Origin of the sequence: Mycobacterium gastri, from assembly GCF_002102175.1 — a bacterium.
GTDB lineage: Bacteria > Actinomycetota > Actinomycetes > Mycobacteriales > Mycobacteriaceae > Mycobacterium > Mycobacterium gastri.
Map to the genome: position 1 here is coordinate 12,496 of NZ_LQOX01000109.1, position 26,860 is coordinate 39,355.

Consider the following 26,860-nt stretch of genomic DNA (forward strand, 5'->3'; position numbering starts at 1 on the left):
GCTATGGCAGGTGTTCGGGGAGGACGGAGAAGGCTCACGTGCTCACCGGGTCGACTGTCATGCCGCCGTATCGAGTGTGCGCTGCCGGCTTTGAGCGTGCGTGTAGGGCGGCAACATCCACGATCTGCCCTCCCTGACGGCACACTCGGCGCCGCCAGCGCACACTCGGCGCCGTCAGCGCACACTCGGCGCCGTCAGCGCACACTCGGCGCCGTCAGCGCACACTCGGCGCCGCCAGCGCACACTCGGCGCCGTCAGCGCACACTCGGCGCCGCCAGCCGCCAGCCGCCAGCCGCCAGCCGTCAGCCGCCGACCCAACCGCACCGGCACGCGATTTCCATCTCCCCACACCGGAGCGCAGCCCCGCGACGCTCTCAGCGACAAGGCAAGCGGCGCAACGAATTTGTCGCTGACAAGCATAGGGCACCTCGACCTCGGGTGACGTGAGTGACCGATGTGGCCAAGACCGGCATCGCCCCGACAGCAAACGGCTCGGCATCAGCACTGTCCCAGGCCCTTTCGTTGCGGCGCCGACGGTGGCTATGGTGCGGGCCACGACGGAAGCCTCGACTGCAGGCTAGTCAGCCAAGTTGACGATGTCCGGTCCGGGCGTCTTCGCATACAGCTTGTCGATCTCGGCGGAATATTTCTCGGCGATCGGCCTGCGCTTGAGCTTCATCGTCGGGGTCAGTTCGTCCCCGCCCGGTTCCCACGGGGTGCCGACGATGACGAACCGCTTGATCTGCTCGACGCGGGAAAGCTTGGCGTTCCCCTCGCGGACAGCGGCGGCAAGCATCTCCCCGGCCTCGGGGCGTTGCGCGAAGGCGGCGACCGAGTGGTCGGCCATGCCGAAAGCGGCGGCCTGGGCGGCGGCAGCCTCACTCTCGAGGACGATGAGCGCTGTCACGTAAGGCCGGGCATCACCGATGGCCACCACCTGGTCGATCAGCGGAGACGTCTCCTGGATAGCCATCTCGATGTTGGTGGGGGAGAGGTTCTTCCCGGATTCGTTGACGATCAGCTCTTTCTTACGGTCGACGATCGTGACGAAGCCCTGTTCGTCGATGGTGCCGATGTCGCCGGTATGCAACCAGCCGTCGGCGTCGATCGCTTCGGCGGTCTTCTCGGGCTGCTTTCGGTAGCCGCGCATCACAATCGGTCCACGGATGAGCAGTTCGTCGTCGTCGGCCAGCGAGATTTCGACGTTGCGCAAGGCCTTTCCGACCGAGCCGACCTTATTCGCGCCGGGCCGGTTGGAGGTCGCGCCGCCCACACACTCCGACTCGCCCCACACTTCGTAGACGGGAATGCCTAGGCCCCAGAAGAATTCGATCGTTTCGACCGGGATGGCGGCGGCCCCGGTCACTCCCCAGCGCAAGTGGTCCAGGCCGAGCGCGGCGCGCACCTTGGCCAGCACGAGACGGTCGGCGATCTTGTGGCGCAGGGCAAGCGACGGGGACACGGATTTGCCGGCCAGCATCTGGCTGGCGGCGCGCACGCCGGTGTCGATGGCCCATAGCGCCAACCGCCGCTTGAGCCCGGTCGCCTCCGTGTCGAGCTTCGTCTCGATCCCGACCTTGATCTTGTGCCACACCCGCGGCACCCCGAGCCACACCGTGGGACGAGCATCCGGCAGGGCCTGCGCGATCGCCCTGGGGTCGGCGACGTCGGTCATCGGCACCCCCAGGACCATGTTGGCGTAGTGCCCGGTCACCCGGTCGGCGATGTGGGCATGCGGCAGGTATGAGGTGATCCGATCGTCTGGGCGCAGGTCAAGGAGGTCGACGATGGCCGCGAACTCGGCCATCACGTTGGCGTGGGTGAGCTCGACCCCCTTGGGCGGACCGGTGGTCCCCGAGGTGTAGATCAGTGTTGCGACATCGTCCGGTCGTACCGACGTCCACGCCGAATCGAAATCGAAATCGGCTTTGTCTCCTAACGATTCGATATTTGCAAGGGTGTGGCAGCCGTCGATATCGGCGTCGACGACCACCAGGTGCGCGAGGTCGGCGCCGGCCGCCCTGATGGTGGGCAGGAAGTCTTTTTCGGTGAAGACGACCGCGTTCTCGGCATTGGTGAACAAGTACCGGATCTGTTCGGGCGCCGAGGTGTTGTAGATCGAGAACGGGATCGCGCCCAGGTGCATAGCGGCAGTGTCGGCCAAATGAAACTCCGGGCGGTTGCGCAGCATGAGACCGACCGTGTGGCTGTGTTGGACGCCGAGTGCGGCCAGTCCGGCGGCGATCTTGCGTACCCGATCGGCGTATTGGCGCCAGGTCAGGACCACGGCGTCGCCGGTCGTGCGGATGGCCACCGCGTCGGGCTTGAGGGCCGCAGTCTGCTGGAAGGCCTGTGGCAGCGTGGACACCAATGCCCCGCTGGGGTGCCGAATCGCCGTCGGATCGCCGTTGGCCATTTTCCTGTCTGCTCCTTCGACCACGAGACTCACGGGAGTCGCCTCTCGCTTCCGTATACCCACCGGCGAATCTCCGCTTACGTCGGTTGTCACGGAGTTTTTCTCGCTTCTTGCGCCGGGAGTAGGGCCGTTCGTCCTCATCGCGGACGCCATGGTGGATCCGCGGGCGGAGCCGCGCTGGCTAGGCGTCCTCGACGCAGACGGCGAATCCGGCTCCGATCAGCGCCTCCAATACCTCCTCGCGGTGTGCTGGACCGCGGGTTTCGAGGGTAAGCCGCACCTCGACTTCATCCAGCGCCAGTTTGCGCGCGGTACGGACGTGCACCACGTCAAGGACGCTGGCGCCGGTCGCGCTGACCACGCCGAGCAGCCTGCTGAGCCCGCCGGGTCGGTCCGGGATGGTGACCTTGACCGCGAGGTAGCGGCCGGCGGCGCGCAGGCCATGGGTGATCACGTGGGTCAACACCAGCGGGTCGATGTTGCCTCCGGACAACACCGCGCAAACGGGGCCGTGTGCCTCGGGTTCGGGTGCCGATGTCATCACCGCTGCCACGGCTGCCGCCCCGGCCGGTTCGACGATGAGTTTCACCCGCTCTATGCACAGCAATAGCGCGCGCGACAGCGCCTCTTCGCTGACCGTCTGAATCGAGTTGACGAATGTCCGGACGTGGGCGAAAGGAATTGGCCCGGGTGAGGCGACGGCGATGCCGTCGGCCATCGTCGACATCGACTCCAAGCGCACCGGATGCTTGGCGGCCAGCGATGCCGGCCAGGCTGCCGCATTCGCGGCCTGCACTCCGATGACCCGGACCTGTGGCGCCAGAAAGTGTGCCGCCGTGGCTATTCCGGCCACCAGGCCGCCGCCGCCGGTGGGCACCACGATGGTGGCGACATCGGGGATCTGCTGCAGGATTTCCAGCCCGACGGTGGCCTGGCCGGCGATGACATCGGCGTGATCGAACGGGTGGATCAACACCGCGTCGTGCTGCTCCGCATATTCGCGCGCCGCTACCAAGGCGTCGTCGATCGTATCGCCGATCAGGTGAACCTGCGCACCGTAAGCCTTGGTGGCCGCCAGCTTTGGGAGCGCGACAGTGACCGGCATGAACACCGTCGAGGTGATCCCGAGCTCGGTCGCGGCCCAAGCGACGCCCTGCGCATGGTTGCCGGCGCTGGCCGCCACCACACCACGAGCCCGGTCCTCGACGCTGAGATTGGCGATCCGGTTGTAGGCCCCACGGGCCTTGAACGACCCAGTGCGTTGCAGGTTCTCGCATTTGAGCCACACCTGTTGGCCCATGCAGTCCGAGAGTATTCGCGACGCGACGACCGGGGTCGGCCGCACCACCGGCTTCAGCAGTTCCGCCGCCGCATTGATCTGGTCGAGGGTCAGCAGCTCCACGGCTGGACTCGCAGCTCGGCCAGCCGGCGCTGGATCATGATGTGATCGGCATTCATCGTTGGCTCCGTCGTCGGGGACAGGCCAAGGTTAGACGTGTCGCTCGCGTTGCGACTTCGGGCGGGCGTAACCCGGCTGTGCGACCCCGTCCGGCGCTGTTGGGTTCGGGGACCCGACCGTGCGACCTCACGACCGCTACTGTGACGGCGCAGCCGCTGGGCCGAACGACGGTGGCGCGGCGGACTCCGCAGTGCCCCAGACCGTGTTGGGGGTGGCGGACAGCGAGAACGTCACGTCGCCGCCGGTGCGGATGAACGACTCCGGAAGGAATGTCTGATCGGTGGCCCGGCCGTCGACGCTGAGGCCGTTGATGTACTTCAGGCCGCTGCGTCCGGACGCGCCCGGGGCGATGATCCGGATGGTTTTGCCGCCCGGGATCGATACCTGCGCGCGATCGAACAGCGGTGTGTTCACGGTGAGGACCGGCGTGCCCGGGGTGCTCGGGAACAGGCCGAGCGCGGCCCAGACGTACCAGCTGGACTGCGCGCCGAGGTCGTCGTTGCCCGGCTCGCCGTCCGGTCGGGGGCCGAATAGTTCGCTGCGCACCCGGTTGACCGTCTCCTGGGTCTTCCACGGTTGAGCGACGTAGTTGTACAGCCAGGGCACCCCGAAGTCCGGTTCGTTGCCGGCCCACATAAACGGCCTGTTGGGGCCCGCATTGAGTTCCGTCAGGAAACGGTCGAGCCGGTCGGCCGCGGCCTGGCGGCCGCCGAGAGCGGCCACCAGCCCGGCAACATTCTGCGGCACCAACCACAGGTATTGCTCGGCGTTGCCCTCGTCGTATCCGTCCTGGCCGAAGCCCCAGAGAGGCTCCACGAAGCCGGGCCCGAGGGGGAACGCGCCGTCGGAGTTGCGGGGCGAGAGGTAACCGGTGGCCGGATTGAACAGGTTCTGCCAGTACTGCGCCCGGTTCTGGAACTCGGCAGCGGTCACGGTGTCGCCGAGCGCGTCGGCGAACCGGGAGATGGTGAAGTCGTCGACCGACCACTCCAGCGTGATCGAGGCGCCGACGATGTTGTGGTCGGCGCGGAACTCGTCCGTCTGGGGTGCGTAGCCGCGCTCCAGGTAGGTGGCGATTCCGGGCCGCTCCACGTAGCCGCCCCGCCCGACACCGCCGTGGGTGGCTCCGCTGACCATGTAGCGCAGCGCCGTTTTGACGTCGAAGTCTCTGGCTCCGAAGGTGTAGAGGTTCACAATGAGCGGCACCACGTTGTCTCCGGTCATCTCGCCGGTCGCGGAATTGGCCAGGGCCCAACGGGGAAGCGATCCGCTTTGCTCGGCGTCGTTCACCAGCGACTGGGCCATATCGCTGGCCTGCGCCGGGAACAGCAGTGCCTGCAGGGCCGCCAAGCACCGGTAGGTGTCCCAGTCGGAGAAGTTGGCGTACTGGGTGTGACCCTCGGCCACGGTGTGGATGTTGCCGTCGAATCCGATATAGCGTCCGTCCGCGTCGTTGAACGTGTTGGGGTGCAACAACGTTCGGTATAGCGAGGTATAGAAGGTTTGCAGGTCGCCGCCGTCGGCGCCGGCCACCGTGATGCGGGCCAGCGCGGCGTTCCACTGCGCTAATGCGGCGGCGCGCACCTCGTCGAAACTCCGTCCGCCCTCGGCCGCGAGGTTGGCCCGCGCCCCGTCGACGCTGACGTAGGAAATCGCGGTCCGCGCCTCAAGCACCGAGCCGGCCGGGAACTCCACGTACCCCCCGCTGTAGATCGAATCCGCGCTGCGGGCACCGGGATAGACCGCGTCGCCGTCCCAGGTGCCATACGAGGTGAACGGCTGGCTGAACTTCATGGCGAAGTACACCGTGTAGGTGTTGTTCTTGCCGCAGAATCCGCCGCTGGTCGCTGATCCGGTGATCGTGGTGTGGTCCTGGCCGATCTGGATGGCCGCGGCGTCGTTGCCCGCCAGCGACGCACCGGAGCGCACGTGCAACAGCGCCGGCTGTCCATTGGCCGGATAGCTGAACCTGCCGACACCGGTGCGGGTGGTGGCGGTCAGTTCCGCGGTCACCCCGGTGGCGGGGAACCGCACCGTGTAATAGCCGGGCACGCCGACCTCGGTGCCGTCGTGGGCGATCTCCTCCCAATCGTCCCAGGGCCGCGAGCCGATCGGGGTGGTGGTCGGCAGCATCGAAATATCGCCGAACGCAGCGCAGCCCACTGAGGCGTGGGTCATGCTGAATCCGGTCGAGCGCTCGTTGTCGTGGTCGTAGCCGGCATAGGTGTCCGTGGTGTCCGGCGAGTACTGCACCATGCCGAACGGCACTGATGCCCCGGGGAAGTCGTTGATTTCGCCCACCGTTTCGCCACCCGTCCCGGTGCCGATGAGTGTATCGACGTGGCTGATGGGGTTCACGACGAACGCGGGTTGATCGGCGTGCGCCGCCGGTGGCGCACCGCTCAGCATCGCGCCGATCATCGCCGCTACCAGCGCGGCCAGCGGCCTACCCGAGCGCATCGCTGTCTACCCTCTCGACGTCTCGAGATGGATGGACGGACCGGACGGCGCCAGCGCATGGTCGATGAGTCGCTGCGGCGGCCGTGAGCCCAAACAAGGTGTGGCCGCCTCACATCGTTTCGGCGGGGAAGAGAATACCGGGGTTGAGGATGCCCGCAGGGTCGAAGCTCTGCTTGATTCGGCGCATCAGCGCGATCTTGGCCGGGTCTTCGAGCTGGAGGAAGTACGGGGTCTTGGCGTGGCCCAGGCCGTGCTCGCCGGAGATGGCGCCGCCCAATTCCATTGCGAGTGCAAAGATATCGGTCATCAGCTGCTTCTTCTTGGCCGGCTCCTTACAGATGATGGCCAGGTGCACGTTGCCGTCGCCGGCGTGGCCGCAACCGATCGCGGCGCCGCCCGCGGTCGCCGCCAGAGCGCGTGCGGCGCTGAGGAACTTCGGCATCGACGCGCGCGGCACGACGGTGTCGATGATGTCGTCGGCGCCCGCGGCTTTTGCCGCCCAAAACGCCTTCTCGCGCGCCTCGATCAACTTGCGCGCCGAGCTTCCTTCCAGTACGTAGGCGTCGATGGCTCCCAGTTCGGCCAGCATCTCGCCGGTCGTCTCGACATCCTCGAGCAGTCGATCTGCGGTGCGATTCTCCACTGCCACAAGAAGATACGCTTGGCAGCTGTCGCGCACCTGATCCGGAATGCCCAGCTCCAGGTTCTGCGTGTGCACCAGCGCGGCCATTGTCAGGTTGTCGATGTATTCCAGGATGTAGGGCGCCAGCCCGCTGGCGACGATCTTGGGCACCGCCGCCATGATTTGATCGAAGTCGGCGAACGGGGCCAGCACGCTGGCGCTGTGGTCCAGCCGTGGATGCAGCTTGACGATCACCTCGGTGGCCAGGGCCAGCGTTCCTTCCGAGCCGACGATGAGCTGGGTCAGGTCGTAGCCGGTGGACACCTTGGCGATTTTGCCGCCGGTTCGGATGATTTCGCCGCTCGGCAGCACTGCCTGCAGCCCGAGCACGTTATGGCGAGCTATTCCGTACTTGACCGCGCGCATACCTCCGGCGTTGGTTCCGACGTTGCCGCCGACGCTCGACGACAGCTCACCCGGATGAACCATGTAGCCCAGCCCGGAAGCGAGGGTCGCGGCGTCCAGTTCGGTCAGCGTCACCCCGGGCTGGACGACGGCGACCTGGTTAGCGGTGTCCAACTCCAGCACCCGATTCATTCGTTCGAACGAGATCAGCAGGCCGTCCTCGCACGGCCGCGCCGCCCCCGACAAGCCGCACCCGGATCCGCGTGCCGTCACCGGCACGCGGTGGTCGGAGGCGGCCGTCAGCAGGTGCGAAACTTCTTCTGCGGTAGCCGGCTTGACGACGTAACCCGGTTTCTGCGGCGGCTGCGTTAACTCCTCGTCGTGGGAATAGTCGTCGGGAATTGCGTCGCCGGTGAGCACATTGGCGCTCCCGACGATGTCCACCAGTCGCGCTGTGATGTCACTCATGGAAGGCCTCGTGTTTCTGCCGTGCCGGACAGCGACTCACTCTATAGCCGGCCGCGGCCGATAGGCAGGCGGTGCGGCTGCCGCATGGGCAATCTGCGTCAACTTGCCTGGCCGCTGCGCGCAGGTTGCGCGGCCGGCGCGGCCCGTCCTTGACGGCTCAGCCGCCAAAGGTCCGCGCTTCAACCCGATTTCCGTTGGTGGGCAGGCGATTACCACGGGCGTTGGGTGTTCAGGCTCGGAGCGGGGGTGAAGGTGACCGGCAGCTTGCCCAGCCCGGTCATGCTCGGGTTGCCCAGATACTGGTGGACGCCGTCCAGGTCGACCCGGTAGCCGGGGATGCGGTCGAGCACCGCCCTGACCATCACCTCGGCCATCAGACGTGCCAGATGAGATCCGATGCATCGGTGTGGTCCCAGGCCGAAGGTTTGAACCTCACGCCCCAGAGCTGGTCTGGCGTAAGGTGCGCCTCGTGAGATCTTCGATACAGCGGATTGCGCTCAGCACTGGTGGCGGTGATGCGCCCGGGCTCAATGCCGTCATCCACGCGGCCACCCTGGCCGCACGTAATCGCGACTGGGAAGTTGTCGGGGTCCGCGACGGCCTCAACGGGTTGTTGTTGCCGGACGCCTATCCCGACGGCGGGTTGATCGAGCTCACCCGAGACCGCGTCCGCGGCATCATCCACCAGGGCGGCACCATCATCGGTACCACCAACCGCGGCAACCCCACCGCCTATCCGGTGCAACAGCCCGACGGCACCTGGATCGAGGTGGACCGCACCCAAGAACTGTTGGGCCGCTTCGAGGAACACGGAATCGATGCCCTGATCCTGGTCGGCGGCGACGGATCGATGGCGATAGGCCAGCACCTGCACAACGCGGGGCTGCGGCTGGTCGGGGTACCCAAGACGATCGACAACGACCTGGACAAGACGACCTCGACATTCGGCTTCGACAGCGCCGTCGACTTCGCCTCGGAATGCATCGACCGGCTGTTCACCACCGCGACATCGCACGGCCGCATCATCGTGGTGGAGGTGATGGGCCGCTACGCCGGCTGGATCGCCCTGAACGCCGGCATGGCGTCGGGAGTGCACGCGATCCTCATCCCGGAGATCCCCTTCAGTCTCGAACCGGTGGCCGCGGTGATCCGGGACCGCGAACGGCACGGCGCGAAGTTCTCCATCGTCTGCGTCGCCGAGGGTGCCCGGCCCATCGGCGGAGAGGTGTCGATAGTGGGCAAATCGGTGGGGCAGGCGGAGCGTCTTGGCGGCATCGGAGCCAAAGTTGCCGCCGAGCTCGAACGGATGACGGGACGGGAGGCACGCACGGTGGTGCTCGGCCACTTGCTGCGGGGCGGCTCGCCGACCTCGTTCGACCGCCTGCTCGGCCTGCGCTTCGGCGCCGCGGCCGTACGGGCTCTCGACGAGGGGCACAGCGGTGTCATGGTGGCGCTGAATCCACCGACCGTCGACTACGTGCCACTCGCCGAGGCCACCCACCGGCAGAAGACGGTCCCGCTCGACTGCGACTCGATCCTGACCGCGCGCGATATGGGGATCAACTTCGGAGACGAAATGCCCACCCATAGCGCGATCGGAGGATGACCCGACGGCGGTGGCCACGTTCATTGCCGCGACACCACCTGCTGCTCCAGCTCGAGGATCTGCCGGGTGGTCTTGACCACCACATCGGGGTTGAGGCTGATCGAGTCGATACCGATGCGCACCAGAAACTCGGCCATATCGGGGTAATCCGACGGCGCTTGCCCGCACAGCCCCGAGTGAATCCCGTTGCGGCGACAGCCTTCCACGGCCAGCCGGATCATCTGCTTGACACCGTCGTCGCGTTCGTCGTAGTCGAAGGCCACAATCTCGCTGTCGCGGTCGACGCCGAGCGTGAGCTGCGTCAAATCGTTGGAGCCGATGGAGAAACCGTCGAAGCGCTTGGCGAACTCGTCGAGCAGGATGACGTTGTTCGGGATCTCGCACATCGCATACACCTCGAGCCCGTTGTGGCCGCGCTGCAGACCGTGTTCGGCCATCGTCGCCAGCACCAGGTCGGCCTCGGCGACGCGGCGCACGAACGGCAGCATGATGACGACGTTGGTCAGCCCCATCTCCTCACGCACCCGTTGCATCGCACGGCACTCCAGCGCGAAACCCTCGGCATAGGCCGGATGTGCGTAACGCGACGCCCCGCGGAAGCCGAGCATCGGGTTACTCTCGGTCGGCTCGAACCCGCTCCCGCCGATCAGGCTGGCGTATTCGTTGGTCTTGAAGTCCGACATCCGCACCACCACGGGCTTGGGCCAGAAGGCCGCCGCGATGGTGCCGATGCCCTCCGAGAGCCGCTGGACGAAGAACTCGCCCCCGTCGGCATAGCCGTAGGTGAGCCGATCGATCATCCGGCGCGCCTCCGGGTCGTCGACCTTGTCGGGATGCAGCAGGGCCAGCGGGTGCACCTTGATGTATTCGCTGACGATGAATTCCATTCGGGCCAGCCCCACACCGTCGTTGGGCAAGAACGAGGTCTTGAAAGCCAGATCGGGGTTGCCCAGATTGATCATGATCTGGGTTCGTGGCCGCGCCAGGTCGGCGACCTCGGTGCGGTCGATGTGGAAGCCCACCTCGCCGCGGTACACCCGCCCGGTATCGCCTTCCACACACGACACCGTGACGAGCTGGCCGTCCGGGACGCTCGTGGTGGCATCGCCGGCACCGACCACGGCGGGGATGCCGAGCTCGCGCGCGATGATCGCCGCATGGCAGGTGCGCCCGCCGCGGTTGGTGACGACAGCGGCGGCGGTCTTCATGACCGGTTCCCAGTCCGGCGTGGTCGTGTCGGCGACCAACACCTGACCGGGCCGGAAGTCCGACAGCCGCGCGAGGTTGTCGATCCGTTTCGCAACGCCCGTCGCGACCTTCTCGCCGACGGAGCGGCCCTCGGTGAGGATGTCGCCTTTACCTTCCAGCACATAGGTCTCTATGGTCGTCAGGCTGCGTTGCGAGGCCGCCGTCTCGGGGCGCGCCTGCACGATGTAAAGCTTGCCGTCCAGACCGTCTTTGGCCCACTCGATATCCATCGGGCGCCGGTAATGCCCTTCGATGGTGCAGGCGTAGCCGGCCAGTTCGAGTACGTCCTCGTCGGTGATGCAGAACCGAGCACGGTCGGCCTTCGGCGCGGGGATGTTGCGGGTTGTCTGCTTCGTCCCGCCCTCGACGAAGACCATCTTCACCGCCTTGTCACCGATCAGGCGGCGCAGCACGGCGCGGTGTCCGGCCAGATAAGTCGGCTTGTGGACGTAGAACTCGTCGGGGTCGACGGCGCCTTGCACCACGTTCTCGCCCAGCCCGTAGGCGCCGGTGACGAAAACAACGTCGTTGAAGCCGGATTCGGTGTCGATGGTGAACATCACCCCGGAGGAGGCGAGGTCGGAGCGGACCATCTTCATCACACCGATCGACAGCGACACCTTGAACTGGTCGAAGCCCTGGTCGATGCGATAGTGGATGGCCCGGTCGGTGAACAGGCTGGCGAAACACCGGCGGCAGGCGTCGAGCAGGCTCTCGGCGCCGGTGATGTTGAGAAAGGTTTCCTGCTGGCCGGCGAAGCTGGCCGTCGGCAGGTCCTCGGCGGTCGCCGAGCTGCGCACCGCGAGACTGACATCCTCGCCGTACTCGTCCTGAAGCGTGCCGTAGGCGGCCACGATCTCGGTCGCCAGGTCGTCGGGAAGCCCTGCGCCGTAGACGATTTCCCGGGCGCGTTTGCCTTTGCGCGCCAGTGCGGTGACGTCGTCCGGATCGAGATTGTCGAGCTCGGCGTGCAGCGCGTCCCAGGCGCCGGCGCTGTCCAGCATGTGTTTGTAGGCCTGGGCGGTGATGGCGAACCCGTGCGGGACACGGATGCCCTGCTCGGACAGCTTCTGGTACATCTCGCCGAGCGAGGCGTTCTTGCCGCCGACGAGCGGGACGTCGTCGATGCCGAACTCTTCGAAGAAGCGAATGTAGTTGAACTTGCTCATGATATTCCTCCGGTTGCGTGTTAGTTAGATGTCGTGGGGTCCGTTGTTGGCTTTGCGCAATGCCCAGACGTAGTCGGCGCGTTCACGGGCCTCGAAATCCTGGTCGGTTGAGGGCGGCCGGATTCGTCGAGCTCCATCAGCTCGACCTGAAGCTCGTCGTGGTCGAAGGCGGCGCTGGTGCGCAGCCAATTGATTCGTACGCCTTCGCGTTCGGCCTCGTGGACCTCGTGCGCGTGGGAGGGCGTCTGGGCTGCGGTGCGCCGGTAGATGATCACGGTGTCCTCGGCGCCTGGGCGGCGGGCGACGCGGGTGGCGTCCATGGCGGTGTCACCGAGGAACCGCTCCACCGCGTGGATGGCGACGGTCGCGTCCAGATACGCTCTGCTGCAGGAGGATTCGCAGGGGTGGCAGCAAACCCGGCGGTGGATGGCGACGAGTCGGCGCCACGCTTGCTCGTGGCGTCCGGCGCGGGCATCGGCAAGCCAGGCCTGGATGTTCTCCCCGGCCGGGCACTCGGCGTTGCACGGCGGTAGCAGGTCGACGTAGACCGGGCGGCGGTCGCGGATCGGGCCGGCGTGTTGCGCTCCGTGCAGCAGGTCGGGCAGGGCCGTGAGGTCGCCGCGGGGCGCGAGCTTATCGGTATCACCGGGCGTCATGGTGCTGACGATATGACTCGTTGTGCGGCTGTGCTGCTTTCGTTTGGCCCTCAAGGTGAGGACTTCCGACTCTGATCGGGATGCGCGCAGCGGCGGAAAGTAGCGGAATGGAGCATTTGACCGCCCTTGACGCTGCTTTTCTCGAGGTCGAAGACTCCGATCCGCATGTGAGTCTGGCGATTGGCGGGCTGTCGATCATCGAAGGGCCGCCGCCGGCCTACGAAGAATTCGTCGCTGCCTTCACGCAGCGGGCGTCGGCGGTTCCGCGTTGCAAGCAGCTGCTGCGGACACGCCCGCTGGACCTCGGTCCGCCTGAATGGATCGATGACCCACACTTCGATATCTCGCGGCATCTGCACCGCCTGGCACTGCCACACCCCGGCGGCGACGCCGAACTGTTCGAGATGGTCGCGACCGTGATGGAGCGCCGGCTTGACCGCGAGCGCCCGCTATGGGACTGCTTCATGATCGAGGGGCTCAGCGATGACCGGTGGGCGGTGCTGACCAAGCTGCACCACTGCATTGCCGACGGGATCGCGACCGCGCAGATGCTGGCGAAGTTCAACGACGGCGGCGGCGGCGACACCTTCGCGACCGACATCCGCGCCGCCAAGGAACCCGATCGGCATGGGTTTGGCCTGCCGAAGGTCGGCCTCAACCCGGTGAACTGGCTGAGCGGGATGGTGCGGGGTGCGCTGGACGCGGCCGCCGCTGTCGAGCATGTCGCGGTGGGCGCAGCCGAACTGGCGGGCAGTCTGCTCAACCCGGCACCGGAGTCGTCGCTGCACGGACCGGTCACGGCGATGCGTCGCTACCATGCGGCCCGGGTCCGGTTGGCGGACTTGCGCGAGGTTGCCCAGGCGTTCGGCGTGACGCTCAATGACGTTGCGCTGGCGGCAATCACCGCCAGCTACCGCAAGCTGATCCTGGACCGCGGGGAACAGCCCGGCCGCGACTCGCTCCGCACGCTGGTGCCGGTGTCGGTACGGGGGGTAAACCAGTTCAGCGTGATCGACAACAAGGTCTCGGCGATGCTGCCGTTGCTGCCCGTCGACGAGGCGGACCCGGTGCAGCAGCTGCAGCTGGTGCACAGTCGGCTCACCCGGGCAAAAGGCAGCGGCCAACGTGAAGGAGTCAGTGCGGTCGTTTCGGCGGCGAGGAACGTCCCGTTCGCCTTCTCGGCGTGGACGATTCGGTTGCTCAGCCATCTGCCGCAGCGCGCGGTTGTCGGGTTGGCCACCAATGTCCCCGGTCCACGGAGCGAACAGAAGCTGATGGGCCGGCGGGTGCTGGAAATCCTGCCGATCCCGCCGATCGCCCTGCAGTTGCGCACCGGTGTGGCGATGGTCAGCTACGCCGACAATTTCGTCTTCGGCATTACGGCGGACTACGACACCGCGCCTGATATCGAAGCGCTGGCGGCGGGCATCGAGGACGGGGTGGCGCGGCTTCTCGAGGTGAGTCGCGCGCAGCGCGGCAGGCGCGGGCCCAAGCCGCGTGTTGCAGGGTGAGTTAGGTGGGCTGCCGGACCGCAAAGGCCAGGTAGCCCGCGAAAGCGCTCCGGTGGCGAGGCGGAAACTTAGCCGATATAATATCTAGCATGGCTAAACAAGCATATGCGGTGGAAGGTGTCAGCGACGGCGGGCAGCGCGCGCTCACCATCGTTCGCCCGTTCGTCAACCGGTTGCTGCGTACCCCTTTTGCGGGTTCGGCGGGTAAGCACTTTATGGTGTTGAGCTTCACGGGGCGTAAGACCGGTCGCGGGTATTCGATACCGATAAGTGCCCACTGGTTGGATGACGGTCTTTTCGTCCTGACCCGCATGCGATGGAAGAACAACTTCCGCAACGGCGCCACCGCCGAGATCTACTATGACGGCAAGCCGATGACCATGCACGGCGAACTCATCGAAGACCGTGCGACCGTCGCCGATCTCGTCCACCGCTGCGCCGAGTCCTATGGGGTCAGGCGCGCGCAACTCATCATCGGATTGAAGTTCCGCGACAAGCGCATACCCTCAGTCGAGGAGTTCGCCGAGGCGGCCGAACGACTGAAGTGGGCGGTTGTCCGGTTTACCCCGGCCGACTAGTGGCGGGGCATCTCGTGGGTGACAATCCGGCCCCGCGGTCGCCTTGCGATTGCGGTGAGGGCCTCGCACATCCCTGCTGGCCGCCGGCTCGTCCCCGCGACACTGCGGCCACGCAGACGACGCGCCGATGGCGGTCGTCGAGGCTTCAGTCTCGATGAACGAGTCTCGATGAACGCGAGCCACGGTGGTCCCAGCGCTGGCTGCACATTCGCGCGATTCCGAAGCCAAAGCCGAAGCTGAACTAATCGCGCTCCCATCAGAACCCCAGGGCCACGCAGGGTTTTTCGCTGCTTCGTGTCGCAACGTCCTGCCCGGCAACGGGTTTGCCGGTCCGAGGCGTTAGTGTGCCATCGTCAGAAAGACGCGCGGATCGGTGGCGCGGACCGTGTTCGCGCAGCTTCCTTCAGCTTTTCGTGCGCCTGCATCGTCAGGTGAGCAAGGTGCGTCGGGTCGTCGATCGCCGCGGCGTTGGCGATGAAGCCGAAATCCATGTTGTCGTGGTAGGACGCCAGGGTAGCGTTGAGCCCGATCGAGGCGGCGAGTGCGGAGGTGGGGTAGATTCCACGGGCTAGGGCGACATTCAGAGCCAGGCGCGGGCACCAACGCCTCGATCAGTGCCCGATGCGCATCGGTCAGATTGGATGGATAACGCTTGCTGTCGGCCACCTGGCCACATTGACCGCCTCAATCAATCAATCGATCACCTCGGTTGCGCAGGAACACCGAGTCGCTTTCCCTACACGTTGTAAAGGCCAACTAGGACTTTCAGCAAACTCTAATATAATCTGCAGCGATAACGTGGGTCTGTCGCGCTAAATTGGCTGTGGCCGCTAAGCAATCGCTCTGTCGCGCTGCGTGTGACCGCAGCAACGGAGGCGCTTGCCTGATCGCTCCCGGTGAGTCATTCGAGTAGGATTCTGCTTGCAATTGACTGTGGGAATAGGGTGCTCTTATCCGCTATCGCGAGGGGTGGGTGAGTCGCTAAGCAAGAAACACACGTCGTAATGCAATTATATTGGAGCGTCAGATTTCGGAAACTCCTGCAACTCCCAATGTCGCGCTCATTGTGGGCAGCGATATTGTTAGTCATCTCATAAGTGGCGAAATCGCCTGGCGAACAATAGCTGACGGCGGACGGTGCACATTACTTTTTACCCGCACACGGATGCGCAAGAAAGCCCCTGCTCAGCTGCAGCGCTTGTTCTTTACCGAGCATGAACTCCTCCAAACGGTGGCCTACCGACACTTTCGGCGTAACCCATTCCCCGGTTCGACTCGGCCGTTTCTCAACACAACTAGTGGCTGGCGGACCTGCGCCGGCGGAGCGATCAACGCCTACGAGCTTATTGATGTCAACGGTACCCAGACGCACGCACTGCTCGACCGCATCCGACCGGACGTCACGGTATCGGTGCGTTGCTATCAGAAATTCAGTCCGGTCACGATCTCCGTGCTTTCCACGAAGCCGTGCCGACCATTCCTCAACCTGCATCCCGGCAGGCTGCCGTCTTATCGTGGCGTCAATCCTTTTGCATGGTCGATGTTGAACCAGGAGGAATGCGCCGGATGGACCCTTCACCACGTGGACGCCGATTTTGACGCCGGTGCGATCGTGGACGGGGTCAGGGTCCCGCTGGACTACACCCGATCCGTCCACGAGAATTTGCTCGACTCGGTGCCATGCGCGACGAATCTCGTGTGGTCGGCTATCCGGACTGCGGCAACCGGAGGGACTCTGGCCAGAATTCCGCAAGACGATGCGGCGGCACGCTACTACAGCTTCCTCGAAAGTGGTGACCTGCATCAGCTGGAAACGCAAGGAATCAAAATGTGCCGGCCTGAGCGTGTGATTGTGACGGTGCTGAGATTTGCTCGACTAGCCGGGGCTACTCGGGCCAGCATTGCCGAGCTTGGCACCAAGATGCTCGCGGCCCTAGAAAGTGACTCGGCATGCCTGCGTGACTGATGCCCGGTGAGACGATAAATTCTTCATCGAATAGGGCCCCAATGGTTTGATAGCCCAGTGCTCACTGAGCATTGGGCTATGCGGATTGAGCGGTTCTAACGGCCTGGCGCGGGAGAAGGTGTGGGTGAAGGCTGCGCGTGGTTAGGTACACCGTGACCGCCGTCCGGAATTTCCATCACCATCGCGGGGTATTCACGCTGATGGTGATGGGGGTCGCTGGCATGTTCGCTGTAGACAGCCATGCCAAAGCCTGCGAAGAATATTCCAGCAACGACTACTAGGGTCCCGACGACAACGGTGACCCACGCCGCGGCCTTGAAAATCTTTGGAATCTCCGATTTTGGTTCGACCATTGTTGGTGCCGGTGCTACTGTCTCAAAAGCTTCACTGATCGGATTCTTGGGTGTTTCAGTCACGAGCCAATTTTAGTCGCATGAACTGAAAGTAGACTACTCATTCGCGAGGTAATGGCTGTGAGTTGATGAAGGCCAAAAATTTCTGTTTATGATTTCATCGCAGAGATCTTTTAGCGCATTGATACTGGTCCTCAGCAAACCGAATTACAGCAGTTTGGGAAGATCTTTCGTCGATCAATGCTCGTAATGTTGGATTAACCAGCACGAGAGCCGGAGAACAAATCCGCTACACTCCAGCAGCCGCCGCCGGCTGCGGATGCCAGGTGGCCGGCAACATCGGCACCTGCGCGCCATCACCGAACTCGGCACCTCGTACGGTGGCCAACCCACCAGCCTGCACCCCGGCCCCTTGTTCGGCAGTGCCGGCAAATCCTAATGACCCAGCACCCAGGTGGCTGGCCGTCGCCGACACCAACTGCGACTGCGACACCACCGCCGACACGCCCGCCACCGGCTCCACCGCAGCGACTTGCGTGGCCGCCACCGGAGTTGCCGCAGCCATAGCCGTCAATGGTGCGGTCGCGGTGGTCAGTCCCACCAACGGCACGCCCGGGACACCGGCGATCTGGGGGGCAACACCGCCAGCCAACATCCCGGCTAGCAGGGGAGAGAAACCCAAGAGATTCCCGATCACCCACTCAAGCAGGATCTTTAGCAGACCGAAGTACCCGTAGGCCAGGAAGTACGCGACCAGCAAGCAATTGATACCAAACTGGATGAATAGCGGAGCATCTTCGATTAATTGGAGCACCAGCCCAATTACGTTAAGACTCAAGACATCTAATGCCAGCCAAAGCACCGCCCATCCGAGCGGAATGAGCTCCGACAGCAATGTCGGAAGTACTTCCCACAGCAGCCGGCCTACATAGTCCAGAAGCTCGGTGATTTGTTGCCATGGGAAGGGTGTGAGGGTGGTTTGGGCGATGGTGGTGGCGATGGTGCTGCCGGGTTTGGTGATGATGGGTGCGGGGGTGGTGTGAGGGGTGGTGACTAGTGCGGTGGTGGTGATTGCTTGGTAGGCGCTCATGGTGGTGGCGGCTTGGATCCACATGCGTAGGTAGTCGGCTTCGTTGAGCGCGATGGGGATGGTGTTGATGCCGAAGAAGTTGGTGGCCAGCAAGACCGCGTGGGTGGCGTGGTTGGCGGCCAGCTCACCTAGTGTCGGCATCGCTGCTAGGGCGCTGATGTAGGCCGTTGCGGCGGTTTCGTGGACCGCGGCGGCGGCGGCGCTGTCGGCGCTGGCTTGGGTCAACCACGCCAGATACGGCAGGTAGGCCGCCGCGCAGATCTGGGCGCTGAGACCGTGCCAGGCCACGGCTTCCATCCCGGCCAGTACGGTGGTGAGTTCTTCTGCTACGGCGGCATATTCGGCGCTGAGCGACGACCATTGTGTGGCGGCTCCGATCAGCGGGGCCGGCCCGGGTCCGGCGCTGAGCAGCGCTGAATGTATCTCTGGTGGGGAAGCCATCCAGACCGGTGCGCTCACATTGCACCGCCGGCGAGGCCGTAGGTCAGTGCTGCTGCGCTATCGCCGGCGGCGTAGCTGATCCCGGCGGTACCCAGGCCGACGCCGGAGCGGGTCAGCTCTTCGACTCCTTCGGTGGCCACCCCTACATGCTCGAGACCGCAAGCGCTTAAGCCGGCCGCGGTGCTCAACGACACCGGATCGGCCGCCGGTGCCACCACCGCGGAAATCATCGGCGCGGCAGCGGCATGCGCGGCCGCCAGCCGAGCGCTGAACGCCTCGACCGCGGCAGCCGCGCCCGCCAAGCCTTCAGGAACCACCCACAACGTCACCGCCACAACCCCTTGCTACGAACGTCAGTCACTGCACGTTTCATAGGCGACAATGCACCACTGCAATATTATCATACTGCTGGATTGTCGAGCGTTCGGCAGAGGCGATTGACAACCAGCTCACCGACACGTTGCCTTCGCAGGGGGTCAAGCTCCCCATTTGGCGGCTTCGGCGATGTCGCGGGCGCTCATCGCCAACGTGTTGGACTCATGAGTGGAGGCCATCGAGTGATAGGCGCGCACCAAGTCCTGCATGGCGTCATTCCACTGGGCCTGCCAGCCCTGATACGTCATTCCGGTGTTACCCTGCCACGCATTGGACAGTGCGGATTGTTCGCTAGCGATATCGGCACCCAGGCCCTGCAGCGTTCCCGCGTATCCCGACATATCCCCGGCGTGACCCAACATCGCCGCGTAGTTGTACATGATTTGTGACATCACAAATTCCTTTCAAGAATTAGTTAGTAGAGGTGATCGACTCAGAAACCGGTGTAGCTCGACGCCGCAGCAGCGTCGGCAGCCACATAAGTCCCGGCAGCATCACCGAGATTGGCCTGTGCGATATCCAGCAAGGCGTTGACCTTGCCCGCCGCCTCGACGAACCTCGCGTGCGCGGCCTGAAATGCCGCGGCCGATTCGCCCTGATGAAACGCCTGCGCCGACATCGCCGACTGCTCGGCAGAACCGATCGTGTGACGCATCAGCCCGGCCTTGGCGGCAAACGCCGACTGCGACGCGACCAACTGCGGGATGTGGGCATCCAACAAGCTCACAACATATCTCCTGTCTACTTGATCTTTCTGACAATCCGGCCGTGATACATCACACCGCGACCGGGACTAATCCGCTATCCGCTAGTGTTGCAACCAAATCCGGATGCCAAGTGGCCGGCAACATCGGCACCTGCGCGGCATCGCCGAACTCGACACCCCGCATGGCTGCCAGCCCGCCAGCCTGTACCCCAGCTCCGTGTTGGACCGTGCCAGCAAACCCCAATGCACCCTGGTGCCCGGCTGTTACCGACACCAATTGCGCCGGCGACACCGCGCCGATGCCCGCCGCCGGCTCCGTCGCGGCGACTTCGGCAGCGGCCACCGGCGCTATCGCAGCCATACCCGTCACTGAAGCGGCCGCACTCGAAGCAGCAGAACTTGGCGACGCCAATGCCGCAGCCGCCGCGGGCGTCAAAGTCGGCCCGATCAAAGCGAAGTTTCCGATGATCCAGTCAATCACTATTCCGAGGACATGTAGGGGAGCAACAAAAGGTACCAGCACGGCTGAGATTCCGAAGACCGGAGTTGCGACCAACCAGAACACGGCTGCAAAGGCGAGATATTCCGCAAGAGTGACATTGCCCGCAAAAAGCGATAGAGCAGCTCCAATAAAGAGAAGCGGCACAACCCAGATCGTGAGGAGAAGAGCCCAAAAGGCGACAATATAGAGGGGCTCCAACAGGATGGCTAGGCCAATATATTCGAGGATCTCCCACAACGGGAAGGGTGTGAGGGTGGTTTGGGCGGCGGTGGCGGCGATGGTGCCGGCGGGTTTGATGATGGCTGGTGCGGGGGTGATGTGTGGGGCGCCGGCCAGTGCGGTGGTGGTGATTGCTTGGTAGGCGCTCATGGTGGTGGCGGCTTGGATCCACATGCGTAGGTAGTCGGCTTCGTTGAGCGCGATGGGGATGGTGTTGATGCCGAAGAAGTTGGTGGCCAGCAAGACCGCGTGGGTGGCGTGGTTGGCGGCCAGCTCACCTAGTGTCGGCATCGCTGCTAGGGCGCTGATGTAGGCCGTTGCGGCGGTTTCGTGGACCGCGGCGGCGGCGGCGCTGTCGGCGCTGGCTTGGGTCAACCACGCCAGATACGGCAGGTAGGCCGCCGCGCAGATCTGGGCGCTGAGACCGTGCCAGGCCACGGCTTCCATCCCGGCCAGTACGGTGGTGAGTTCTTCTGCTACGGCGGCATATTCGGCGCTGAGCGACGACCATTGTGTGGCGGCTCCGATCAGCGGGGCCGGCCCGGGTCCGGCGCTGAGCAGCGCTGAATGTATCTCTGGTGGGGAAGCCATCCAGACCGGTGCGCTCACATTGCACCGCCGGCGAGGCCGTAGGTCAGTGCTGCTGCGCTATCGCCGGCGGCGTAGCTGATCCCGGCGGTACCCAGGCCGACGCCGGAGCGGGTCAGCTCTTCGACTCCTTCGGTGGCCACCCCTACATGCTCGAGACCGCAAGCGCTTAAGCCGGCCGCGGTGCTCAACGACACCGGATCGGCCGCCGGTGCAACCACCGCGGAAATCATCGGTGCGGCAGCGGCATGCGCGGCCGCCAGCCGAGCGCTGAACGCCTCGACCGCGGCAGCCGCGCCCGCCAAGCCTTCAGGAACCACCCACAACGTCACCGCCACAACCCCTTTCGATGGATCTCCCAGCGAAACTGGCCCGGCGCAGCATTCCACCGAGCAGTACGACTGTATTGAATCAGATACAACTGCATTGGCCTACAGTTGCATGCGGCAACTGTGTGTGTCAACCCCCCAGTTTCCGTTCAGCTACCCGACTGTTGCGGCTGTACGGCCCGACGGGTTCGCACTGCATCCAGACAACGCGGGGAGTGAGCCGCTGATGTCGAGCTGATGCTGGCTGTGGCCGTGGTGTTGTGACACAGCTCAGACTCGTTATGATCGATTGTCTGGCAAGGCAACTGGACCTGAGCCAGCGCAGACCACCTGCCCTGCCTACTTCTGCCGAAGCGCCACAATCTGGTCATTGCGGCCGCCGACGTAGACGGTGCCCATGTTGTCGACCGCCAAACCCCAGGGATTGTCGAGGCCGGTGAAGTGCAGCTCGACTTGCGTCGAAGAACCTGGCGGGAGTTTGAGTATCCGGCCGCTGCCCTTGTTGGTGACATACACTGCGCCCTCGCTGTCGACCGTGACGCCGCCGGGTTGCTTGAGTCCGGTAAAGGGCAGCGTCGATTGCGTTGTCGTGCCGGCAGCCAACGCGAGAACCCGATTGTTGCCGCCATCGGCCACGATCACCGTTCCGCTGCTGTCCACTACCAAACCGGTCGGATCGCTAAGGCCGGTGAAGGGTAGTTCGAACTGTGTGTTCGAACCGGCGTTAAGTCCGACCACTCGATTCTTCGCAGTGTCGGTGACGTAGACGGTGCGGCTGCTGTCCACCGACAACCCGGTCGGATTGCTGAGGTCGGTAAAGGGCAGGGTGATTTGGGTTTTCGAGCCGGTGGGAAGTACGACAACCCGCTTGTTGCCGGCGTCGTTGACGTAGACGGTGCCGCTGTCGTCTGCTGTCACACCGGTCGGATAGCTGAGCCCGTCGAAAGGTAGTACAACCGGTGTGGTTGAGCCCGCGAACAAAGCCAGTATCCGATTGTGCTGGGTATCACCGACGTAGACCGTGCCGCCACTGTCGACCGACAGACCGTGCGGGTCACGAAGGCCGGTGAAAGGCAGCACCACCTGCTGAAATTCGCCGCGTCCTGGACTCAGCTTGCTGACGGTGATCATGGCCGCAACAGTCACAGCCACCGTGAGCAGCGCAGCGGCCCAGATGGCGACAGCCTTGCGGCGCCACCATGGCCGCGACGGTAACCGTGTCATCTCGGCCGGCGGTGCGGCAGCGGGTTCTTGCCCCGGGACGGAGAGCGCCTCTGCCAGCCGTCGCGGCATCGTCGGCGGGGCCGGGACATGCTGCGGTGGCGACCGTGGCGCGATCTGGGGTTGACCGCGAGTGCCAGGGTGGGCGTGGGCATCGACGGGGTAGGGGATTGGCGGCTGTGGCCGAACGGACGGCTGCGGCGCAGGCGTGGTCAGGGCGTCGTGGGCGGCTCGCGCCAATTCGGCTGCGGTCTCGTAGCGGTCGCCGGGATTCTTGGCCATACCTTTCGCGATGACCATGTCCAACTTCACTGGCAGCCCGGCAATGGTGCTCGACGGCCGTGGCGGCGGAGTCTCGAGGTGGCTGGTGATCTGTTGCTCCAGGCTGTCACCGGGAAACGGGTGCTGCGCGGTCAAGCACTCATAGAGCACACAGGCCAATGAGTAGATATCCGAGCGGGCGTCGACCTGTCCCATGCTGAGCCGTTCGGGGGCCATGTAATGGCAGGTTCCGATCACATCGCCGACCGTTGTCAAGCCCACTTCGCCCGCCGCGCGCGCGATTCCGAAATCGATCAGATAGGCGAAGTCGTCGACGTCGAGCAAAATGTTTGACGGCTTGACGTCCCGGTGCAACAGCCCATCCCGGTGCGCGGCGTGCAGCGCCTTGGCAACCTGCTCGATGATGCGCACCGCCCGCATCGGCGGCAGCGGCCCGCGGCTGAGCACCGACTGTAGGTCGCGGCCCTCGATCAACCGCATGTCCACGAACAGTCGTCCGTTGATCTCCCCGTAGGTGTGGATCGGGATGAGATGTGGGTTGCTCAATCGTGCTGCGGCGTGAGCTTCGCGACGGAACCGCTGCTGGAACACCTCGTCGTCGGAAATGTCGGCTGGCAGGATCTTGAGCGCGACGACCCGGTCGGTGACGGTGTCATAGGCGCGCCACACCTCGCCCATGCCGCCGCGGCCCAATAACTCGATCAGCCGGTATCTCCCGAACGAAGTTCCCTCCAACGAGCCCTCCCAGCAACCGCCAGCAACTGGCCAGACCATACGCGGCACCGGTAACAGTTGCAGGCATTTCGATGCGCCACGGCGCTCCCGATCCGCGCTCGCGTTGTGAACCAGCCACTACGAAACTACCGGTCCGCCACGGCTGGGGCCGTTACGTGTGGCTGCTGGCCGAAGGCTGGCATCGCCCGCTGGCCGCACGGTCTGTATTGGTGACGGGGAGACAGGGGCTAACAGCTGCTCGTGCACACGGCCAAGCTCAACCGCGTTGCGCATACCCGATCGCCTCCTCGGTGGACAATCGAGCACCCTCCGCCCAGAAGGCATCGAAATCGCTCTGCCCCAACGCCTCTCGGACAGCGGCGACGGCAGCGTCATACCCCGCTTGATACATCGGGAAGCGGGGGTGGCCCATGCGCCGCCGGACCGCCTCCGCTGCGCCCAGCAGACGCGCCGCGTACGCATGGTTGTCGTCGTTGACAGCAAGGCGGGCAAGGCATTCCAGCGTGTCATCCACTCGCAGGTATCCCTGGGTGCGGGCGGCGACGGTCAGGGCATCGTGGGCGTCGCGTGCGGCCTGCTCCGGCTCGTCCTGCGCGATCGCGATAAAAGCCCGCACCAGCAGCGCCATCATGCGATACCAACCGGGCACCACCGCGAGCATCTCGTCGGCGAAACGCCGAGCAGCGCCCGGGTCATCGCACGCTAACCAAGCCTCGGGCAACGGGGCGACGCTCCTGGTGAACACCTCACGTAGCGGATTGGTCTGCTGCAGGGCCGTCTCGGCTGCTTTCCTGGCCGCCGCGGCGTCGCCGCGCGCGAGGGCGGCGTTGGCGAACACCGAGTACACCGCGTCGGCGAAGTAACCGCCCATCGTGGTTGCCGCCGCCAACGCGGACTGCGCTGCCGCCTGAGCAGCGTCGGCCTGGCCGTGGAATCCGAGCACCTCGCTGAGGCTCACATAACTGAAGACCGCCATGGTGAGGTCACCGGCCGCCTCGGCCTCCTCGGTCACCGAACGAGCTACCTTGGCCGCGCGGTCGAGGTTCCCTTGAATCATCAATGCGGTGCTCAGCCACGCCCGGCAGTTCCGGGAGAAGAACCGGTCGTCCAGCGCATCGGCGAGCTCACGTCCCTGTTCGCCGGCCGCGATTGCCGGGACAGGTTCGCCGGCCATTACTGCCGCGGTCGCCTGGTAGCTGAAGATTTGGCACAGGCTTCGCCGATCACCGGTCGCCCGGACCAGATCGATCGCCTCGTTGAAGTAGGGCTGGGACAGCCCGGGGTCGTAGAGGGCAAGCATTCCGCAGGCGATCAGGGCGCGGGCAATGAGTGCGGGGTCGCCGAGGTCGCGCGCGACGGCCAGCGCCTCCTGCGCTCGTCCCAGCTCCGCCGGTATGCCGACCCAGCTGGCGAGGATGCAGTACTGGGCCACCGCTCCCGCCCACACCGCCGGTGCTATTGCCGAGTGATCCTCGCCGGCCAAAATGGCCGATAGCCCGGCCAGCGCCTCTTGGACACGTCCGCCCCGTAACCACAAGGGCCGCAACGAAGAAATGAGCTGCAACGCGGTGTCCAGGTCGCCGTTTTCCCGGCTCCAGGTGAATGCTGCTCGGAGATTGTCGATTTCGGTTTGCGCCCAACGCAGCAGCCGCTCGTCGCTACGGTGACCCTGCGCCTCCAATTCGGCGGCCATGCCCGTGTAGTAATCGCGGTGCCGGGTGCGCACCTCGTCGGTTTCGCCGGACTCGTCGAGCTTGTCTTGCGCGTACTGGCGCACGGTTTCCAGCAGCCGGTATCGCATCCCGTCGCCGGTATCGTCGGCGACCACCAGGGACTTGTCGACCAACAGGCCCAGTTGGTCAAGAAGCTGGTAGCTTTCGACTGCGTTGCCGGCGCCGACAGCTTGGGCGGCGTCGAGATCAAATCCACCGGCGAACACCGCGAGCCTGCGAAACAGCACCCGCTCGGGTTCGGTCAACAACGCATGCGACCAATCCACCGAGGCCCGCAGCGTCTGCTGGCGGCGCACCGCGGTGCGCGCACCCCCGGTGAGTAACCGGAACCGGTCATGCAGGCCGTCCACGATCTGCTGCAACGACAGCGCCCGAATACGCGCCGCAGCAAGCTCGATCGCCAGCGGCATGCCGTCCAAGCGCCGGCAGATCTCTTCAACCAGCGCGAGATTGTCTTCGCCGGCACCGAACTCGGGGCGGGCGTGGCGGGCGCGGTCGGTGAACAACTCGACGGCCTCGTCGGTCACGGACAACGACGGCACCCGCCAGCTCAGCTCGCCGGGCACCCCAAGGGGCTCACGGCTGGTGGCCAGGATCGTCAACCGTGGGCACGCCGCCAGCAGCGCGACCACCATGGTCCCGCACGCGTCGAGCAGATGCTCGCAATTATCCAGCAGTAGCAATGCTTTTCGCTCGCCGAGGAATCGGACCAGCAAGTCCATGGTGGAGCGGCCCGGTTGATCGGGCAGACCCAACGTGCGTGCGACAGTGACCGGTGCGACGGCAGGGTTGGTGATCGGAGCCAAGTCGACGTACCACAGCCCTTCGGGGAACTCGGTAGTGAGTTGGGAGCCGACCTGTACCGCAAGGCGGGTCTTGCCGGCACCCCCGGCCCCGGTCAACGTCACCAGCCGCTCGCCGGTCAACAGCCGGTGCAACTCCGCCATTTCGGCCTGGCGCCCGACGAAAGTCGTCAATTGAGCCGGAAGATTATGTGACGCAGCAACATTGCGGACGCGCAGCGGTGGGAAGTCGTTGCGCAAGTCGGGATGGCACAGCTGGACGACGCGTTCCGGGCGTGGCAGATCCCGCAGTGGGTGGTTACCCAGATCGGCCAGCCACACCCCGTCGGGGAGATGATCGACGACCAGCGGCTCGGTCGCCCCGGACAGCACGGTTTGGCCGCCATGGGCCAGATCGCGCAGCCGCGCGGTGCGGTTGACAGTCGGTCCGGCGTAGTTTGCCTCGTCGCGCAGCTGAATCTCGCCGGTGTGGATCCCGATGCGCAACCGAATCGGGGCCAGCGGCGCTCGCTGCAACTCCAACGCGCAGGCCACCGCGTCGCTGGCGCGGGCGAAGGCGGCCACAAAACTGTCACCCTCGCCCTGTTCCAGTGGGCGTGCCCCGTCGTGCGCGGCGATGGTCTCGTCGACGGTGCGGTTGAGCTGGGTCAGCGCGGCGGTCATCGTCTCGGGCTGGGTTTCCCACAGCCGCGTCGAGCCCTCGACATCAGCCAGCAGCAGCGTCACCGTCCCCGTCGGCAGCAACTTGCTCACGCCCATTCATCCCAGGTCAGCGGCGGAATCGCCGCGTGTTGGCTCATGGTATCCAGCATTGGGGCCCGCGCGTGCTCAGGCCGAGCAGATCTGATCCGTTGCCACCGAGCGGCTGCTCTGCCGGATCGGCCGCATCTCCACCTTGACCCGCCTGGCCCGCCGCGGA

18 protein-coding genes and 3 pseudogenes are annotated in these 26,860 nt (G+C 65.1%); 4 read left to right on the plus strand and 17 right to left on the minus strand.

Annotated features, from left to right (window positions below; translation table 11 throughout):
* Positions 1 to 577: 577 nt before the first annotated feature.
* The 5 genes and pseudogenes from AWC07_RS13325 to AWC07_RS13345 form a co-directional block, all read right to left on the minus strand.
* Entirely contained in the window at positions 578 to 2,416 is a 1,839-nt protein-coding gene (locus AWC07_RS13325) for an AMP-dependent synthetase/ligase (RefSeq protein WP_036418006.1), read from the minus strand.
* A gap of 181 nt (positions 2,417 to 2,597) precedes the next feature.
* On the minus strand, positions 2,598 to 3,818 hold the full coding sequence (gene ilvA, locus AWC07_RS13330; RefSeq protein ID WP_139829681.1) for a threonine ammonia-lyase: 1,221 nt from the start codon (positions 3,816 to 3,818) through the stop codon (positions 2,598 to 2,600).
* Between the two features lie 204 nt (positions 3,819 to 4,022).
* Positions 4,023 to 6,335: pseudogene (locus tag AWC07_RS13335) on the minus strand (GH92 family glycosyl hydrolase); the annotation flags it as partial.
* 109 nt (positions 6,336 to 6,444) lie between these two features.
* Positions 6,445 to 7,830: an FAD-binding oxidoreductase gene (locus AWC07_RS13340; RefSeq protein WP_036412308.1), complete on the minus strand. Its 1,386-nt coding sequence runs from the start codon at positions 7,828 to 7,830 to the stop codon at positions 6,445 to 6,447.
* 209 nt (positions 7,831 to 8,039) lie between these two features.
* Positions 8,040 to 8,252, minus strand: a pseudogene (locus AWC07_RS13345) (cytochrome P450); the annotation flags it as partial.
* 47 nt (positions 8,253 to 8,299) lie between these two features.
* Between AWC07_RS13345 and AWC07_RS13350 the strand changes: the two are divergent.
* Positions 8,300 to 9,436 carry a 6-phosphofructokinase gene (locus AWC07_RS13350; protein ID WP_036412320.1) on the plus strand — a complete coding sequence of 379 codons (1,137 nt, stop codon included), beginning with the start codon at positions 8,300 to 8,302 and terminating at the stop codon, positions 9,434 to 9,436.
* A 20-nt stretch (positions 9,437 to 9,456) separates the two neighbouring features.
* Here AWC07_RS13350 and ppsA read toward each other — a convergent pair whose 3' ends face one another.
* Positions 9,457 to 11,853, minus strand: coding sequence for a phosphoenolpyruvate synthase (ppsA, locus tag AWC07_RS13355; protein ID WP_036412312.1), 2,397 nt, complete (start codon positions 11,851 to 11,853; stop codon positions 9,457 to 9,459).
* Positions 11,854 to 11,954: 101 nt separating this feature from the next.
* Positions 11,955 to 12,509: pseudogene (locus tag AWC07_RS13360) on the minus strand (hypothetical protein); the annotation flags it as partial.
* Positions 12,510 to 12,616: 107 nt separating this feature from the next.
* Between AWC07_RS13360 and AWC07_RS13365 the strand changes: the two are divergent.
* Positions 12,617 to 14,020 (plus strand): WS/DGAT/MGAT family O-acyltransferase, encoded by a 1,404-nt coding sequence (locus tag AWC07_RS13365; protein ID WP_036412316.1) that lies wholly within the window; start codon positions 12,617 to 12,619, stop codon positions 14,018 to 14,020.
* 89 nt (positions 14,021 to 14,109) lie between these two features.
* The gene (locus tag AWC07_RS13370; RefSeq protein ID WP_036412318.1) at positions 14,110 to 14,598 is read left to right on the plus strand and encodes a hypothetical protein; all 489 of its coding nucleotides are present in this window, start codon (positions 14,110 to 14,112) and stop codon (positions 14,596 to 14,598) included.
* Between the two features lie 353 nt (positions 14,599 to 14,951).
* Here AWC07_RS13370 and AWC07_RS13375 read toward each other — a convergent pair whose 3' ends face one another.
* Positions 14,952 to 15,188 carry a WS/DGAT domain-containing protein gene (locus tag AWC07_RS13375; protein ID WP_084293451.1) on the minus strand — a complete coding sequence of 79 codons (237 nt, stop codon included), beginning with the start codon at positions 15,186 to 15,188 and terminating at the stop codon, positions 14,952 to 14,954.
* A 575-nt stretch (positions 15,189 to 15,763) separates the two neighbouring features.
* On the opposite strand from AWC07_RS13375, the gene AWC07_RS13380 reads away from it, so the two are divergent.
* Complete coding sequence (locus AWC07_RS13380; RefSeq protein WP_036411762.1) at positions 15,764 to 16,564, plus strand: formyltransferase family protein; 801 nt, start codon at positions 15,764 to 15,766, stop codon at positions 16,562 to 16,564.
* 95 nt (positions 16,565 to 16,659) lie between these two features.
* On the opposite strand, the gene AWC07_RS26885 is transcribed toward AWC07_RS13380, so the two are convergent.
* From AWC07_RS26885 to AWC07_RS13420, 9 genes are all read right to left on the minus strand, one after another.
* Entirely contained in the window at positions 16,660 to 16,980 is a 321-nt protein-coding gene (locus AWC07_RS26885; RefSeq protein ID WP_139829683.1) for a hypothetical protein, read from the minus strand.
* A gap of 226 nt (positions 16,981 to 17,206) precedes the next feature.
* The gene (locus AWC07_RS13385) at positions 17,207 to 18,466 is read right to left on the minus strand and encodes a PPE family protein (RefSeq protein WP_085105103.1); all 1,260 of its coding nucleotides are present in this window, start codon (positions 18,464 to 18,466) and stop codon (positions 17,207 to 17,209) included.
* Positions 18,463 to 18,777: a PE family protein gene (locus tag AWC07_RS13390; protein ID WP_036415260.1), complete on the minus strand. Its 315-nt coding sequence runs from the start codon at positions 18,775 to 18,777 to the stop codon at positions 18,463 to 18,465. The genes AWC07_RS13385 and AWC07_RS13390 overlap by 4 nt, the downstream gene beginning before the upstream one ends.
* A gap of 147 nt (positions 18,778 to 18,924) precedes the next feature.
* Complete coding sequence (locus tag AWC07_RS13395; RefSeq protein WP_036415263.1) at positions 18,925 to 19,215, minus strand: WXG100 family type VII secretion target; 291 nt, start codon at positions 19,213 to 19,215, stop codon at positions 18,925 to 18,927.
* 41 nt (positions 19,216 to 19,256) lie between these two features.
* Positions 19,257 to 19,550: a type VII secretion system protein EsxG gene (esxG, locus tag AWC07_RS13400; RefSeq protein ID WP_036402600.1), complete on the minus strand. Its 294-nt coding sequence runs from the start codon at positions 19,548 to 19,550 to the stop codon at positions 19,257 to 19,259.
* 49 nt (positions 19,551 to 19,599) lie between these two features.
* Positions 19,600 to 20,859 carry a PPE family protein gene (locus AWC07_RS13405; protein ID WP_036415247.1) on the minus strand — a complete coding sequence of 420 codons (1,260 nt, stop codon included), beginning with the start codon at positions 20,857 to 20,859 and terminating at the stop codon, positions 19,600 to 19,602.
* A complete protein-coding gene (locus tag AWC07_RS13410) occupies positions 20,856 to 21,170 on the minus strand; it encodes a PE family protein (RefSeq protein WP_036415260.1) in 315 nt (104 codons plus the stop codon). Before AWC07_RS13410 ends, AWC07_RS13405 begins: the two co-directional genes overlap by 4 nt.
* Positions 21,171 to 21,506: 336 nt before the next feature.
* The gene (locus tag AWC07_RS13415; protein WP_036415257.1) at positions 21,507 to 23,405 is read right to left on the minus strand and encodes a serine/threonine-protein kinase PknD; all 1,899 of its coding nucleotides are present in this window, start codon (positions 23,403 to 23,405) and stop codon (positions 21,507 to 21,509) included.
* A gap of 256 nt (positions 23,406 to 23,661) precedes the next feature.
* Entirely contained in the window at positions 23,662 to 26,700 is a 3,039-nt protein-coding gene (locus tag AWC07_RS13420) for an ATP-binding protein (protein ID WP_167380069.1), read from the minus strand.
* Between the last annotated feature and the right edge of the window lie 160 nt (positions 26,701 to 26,860).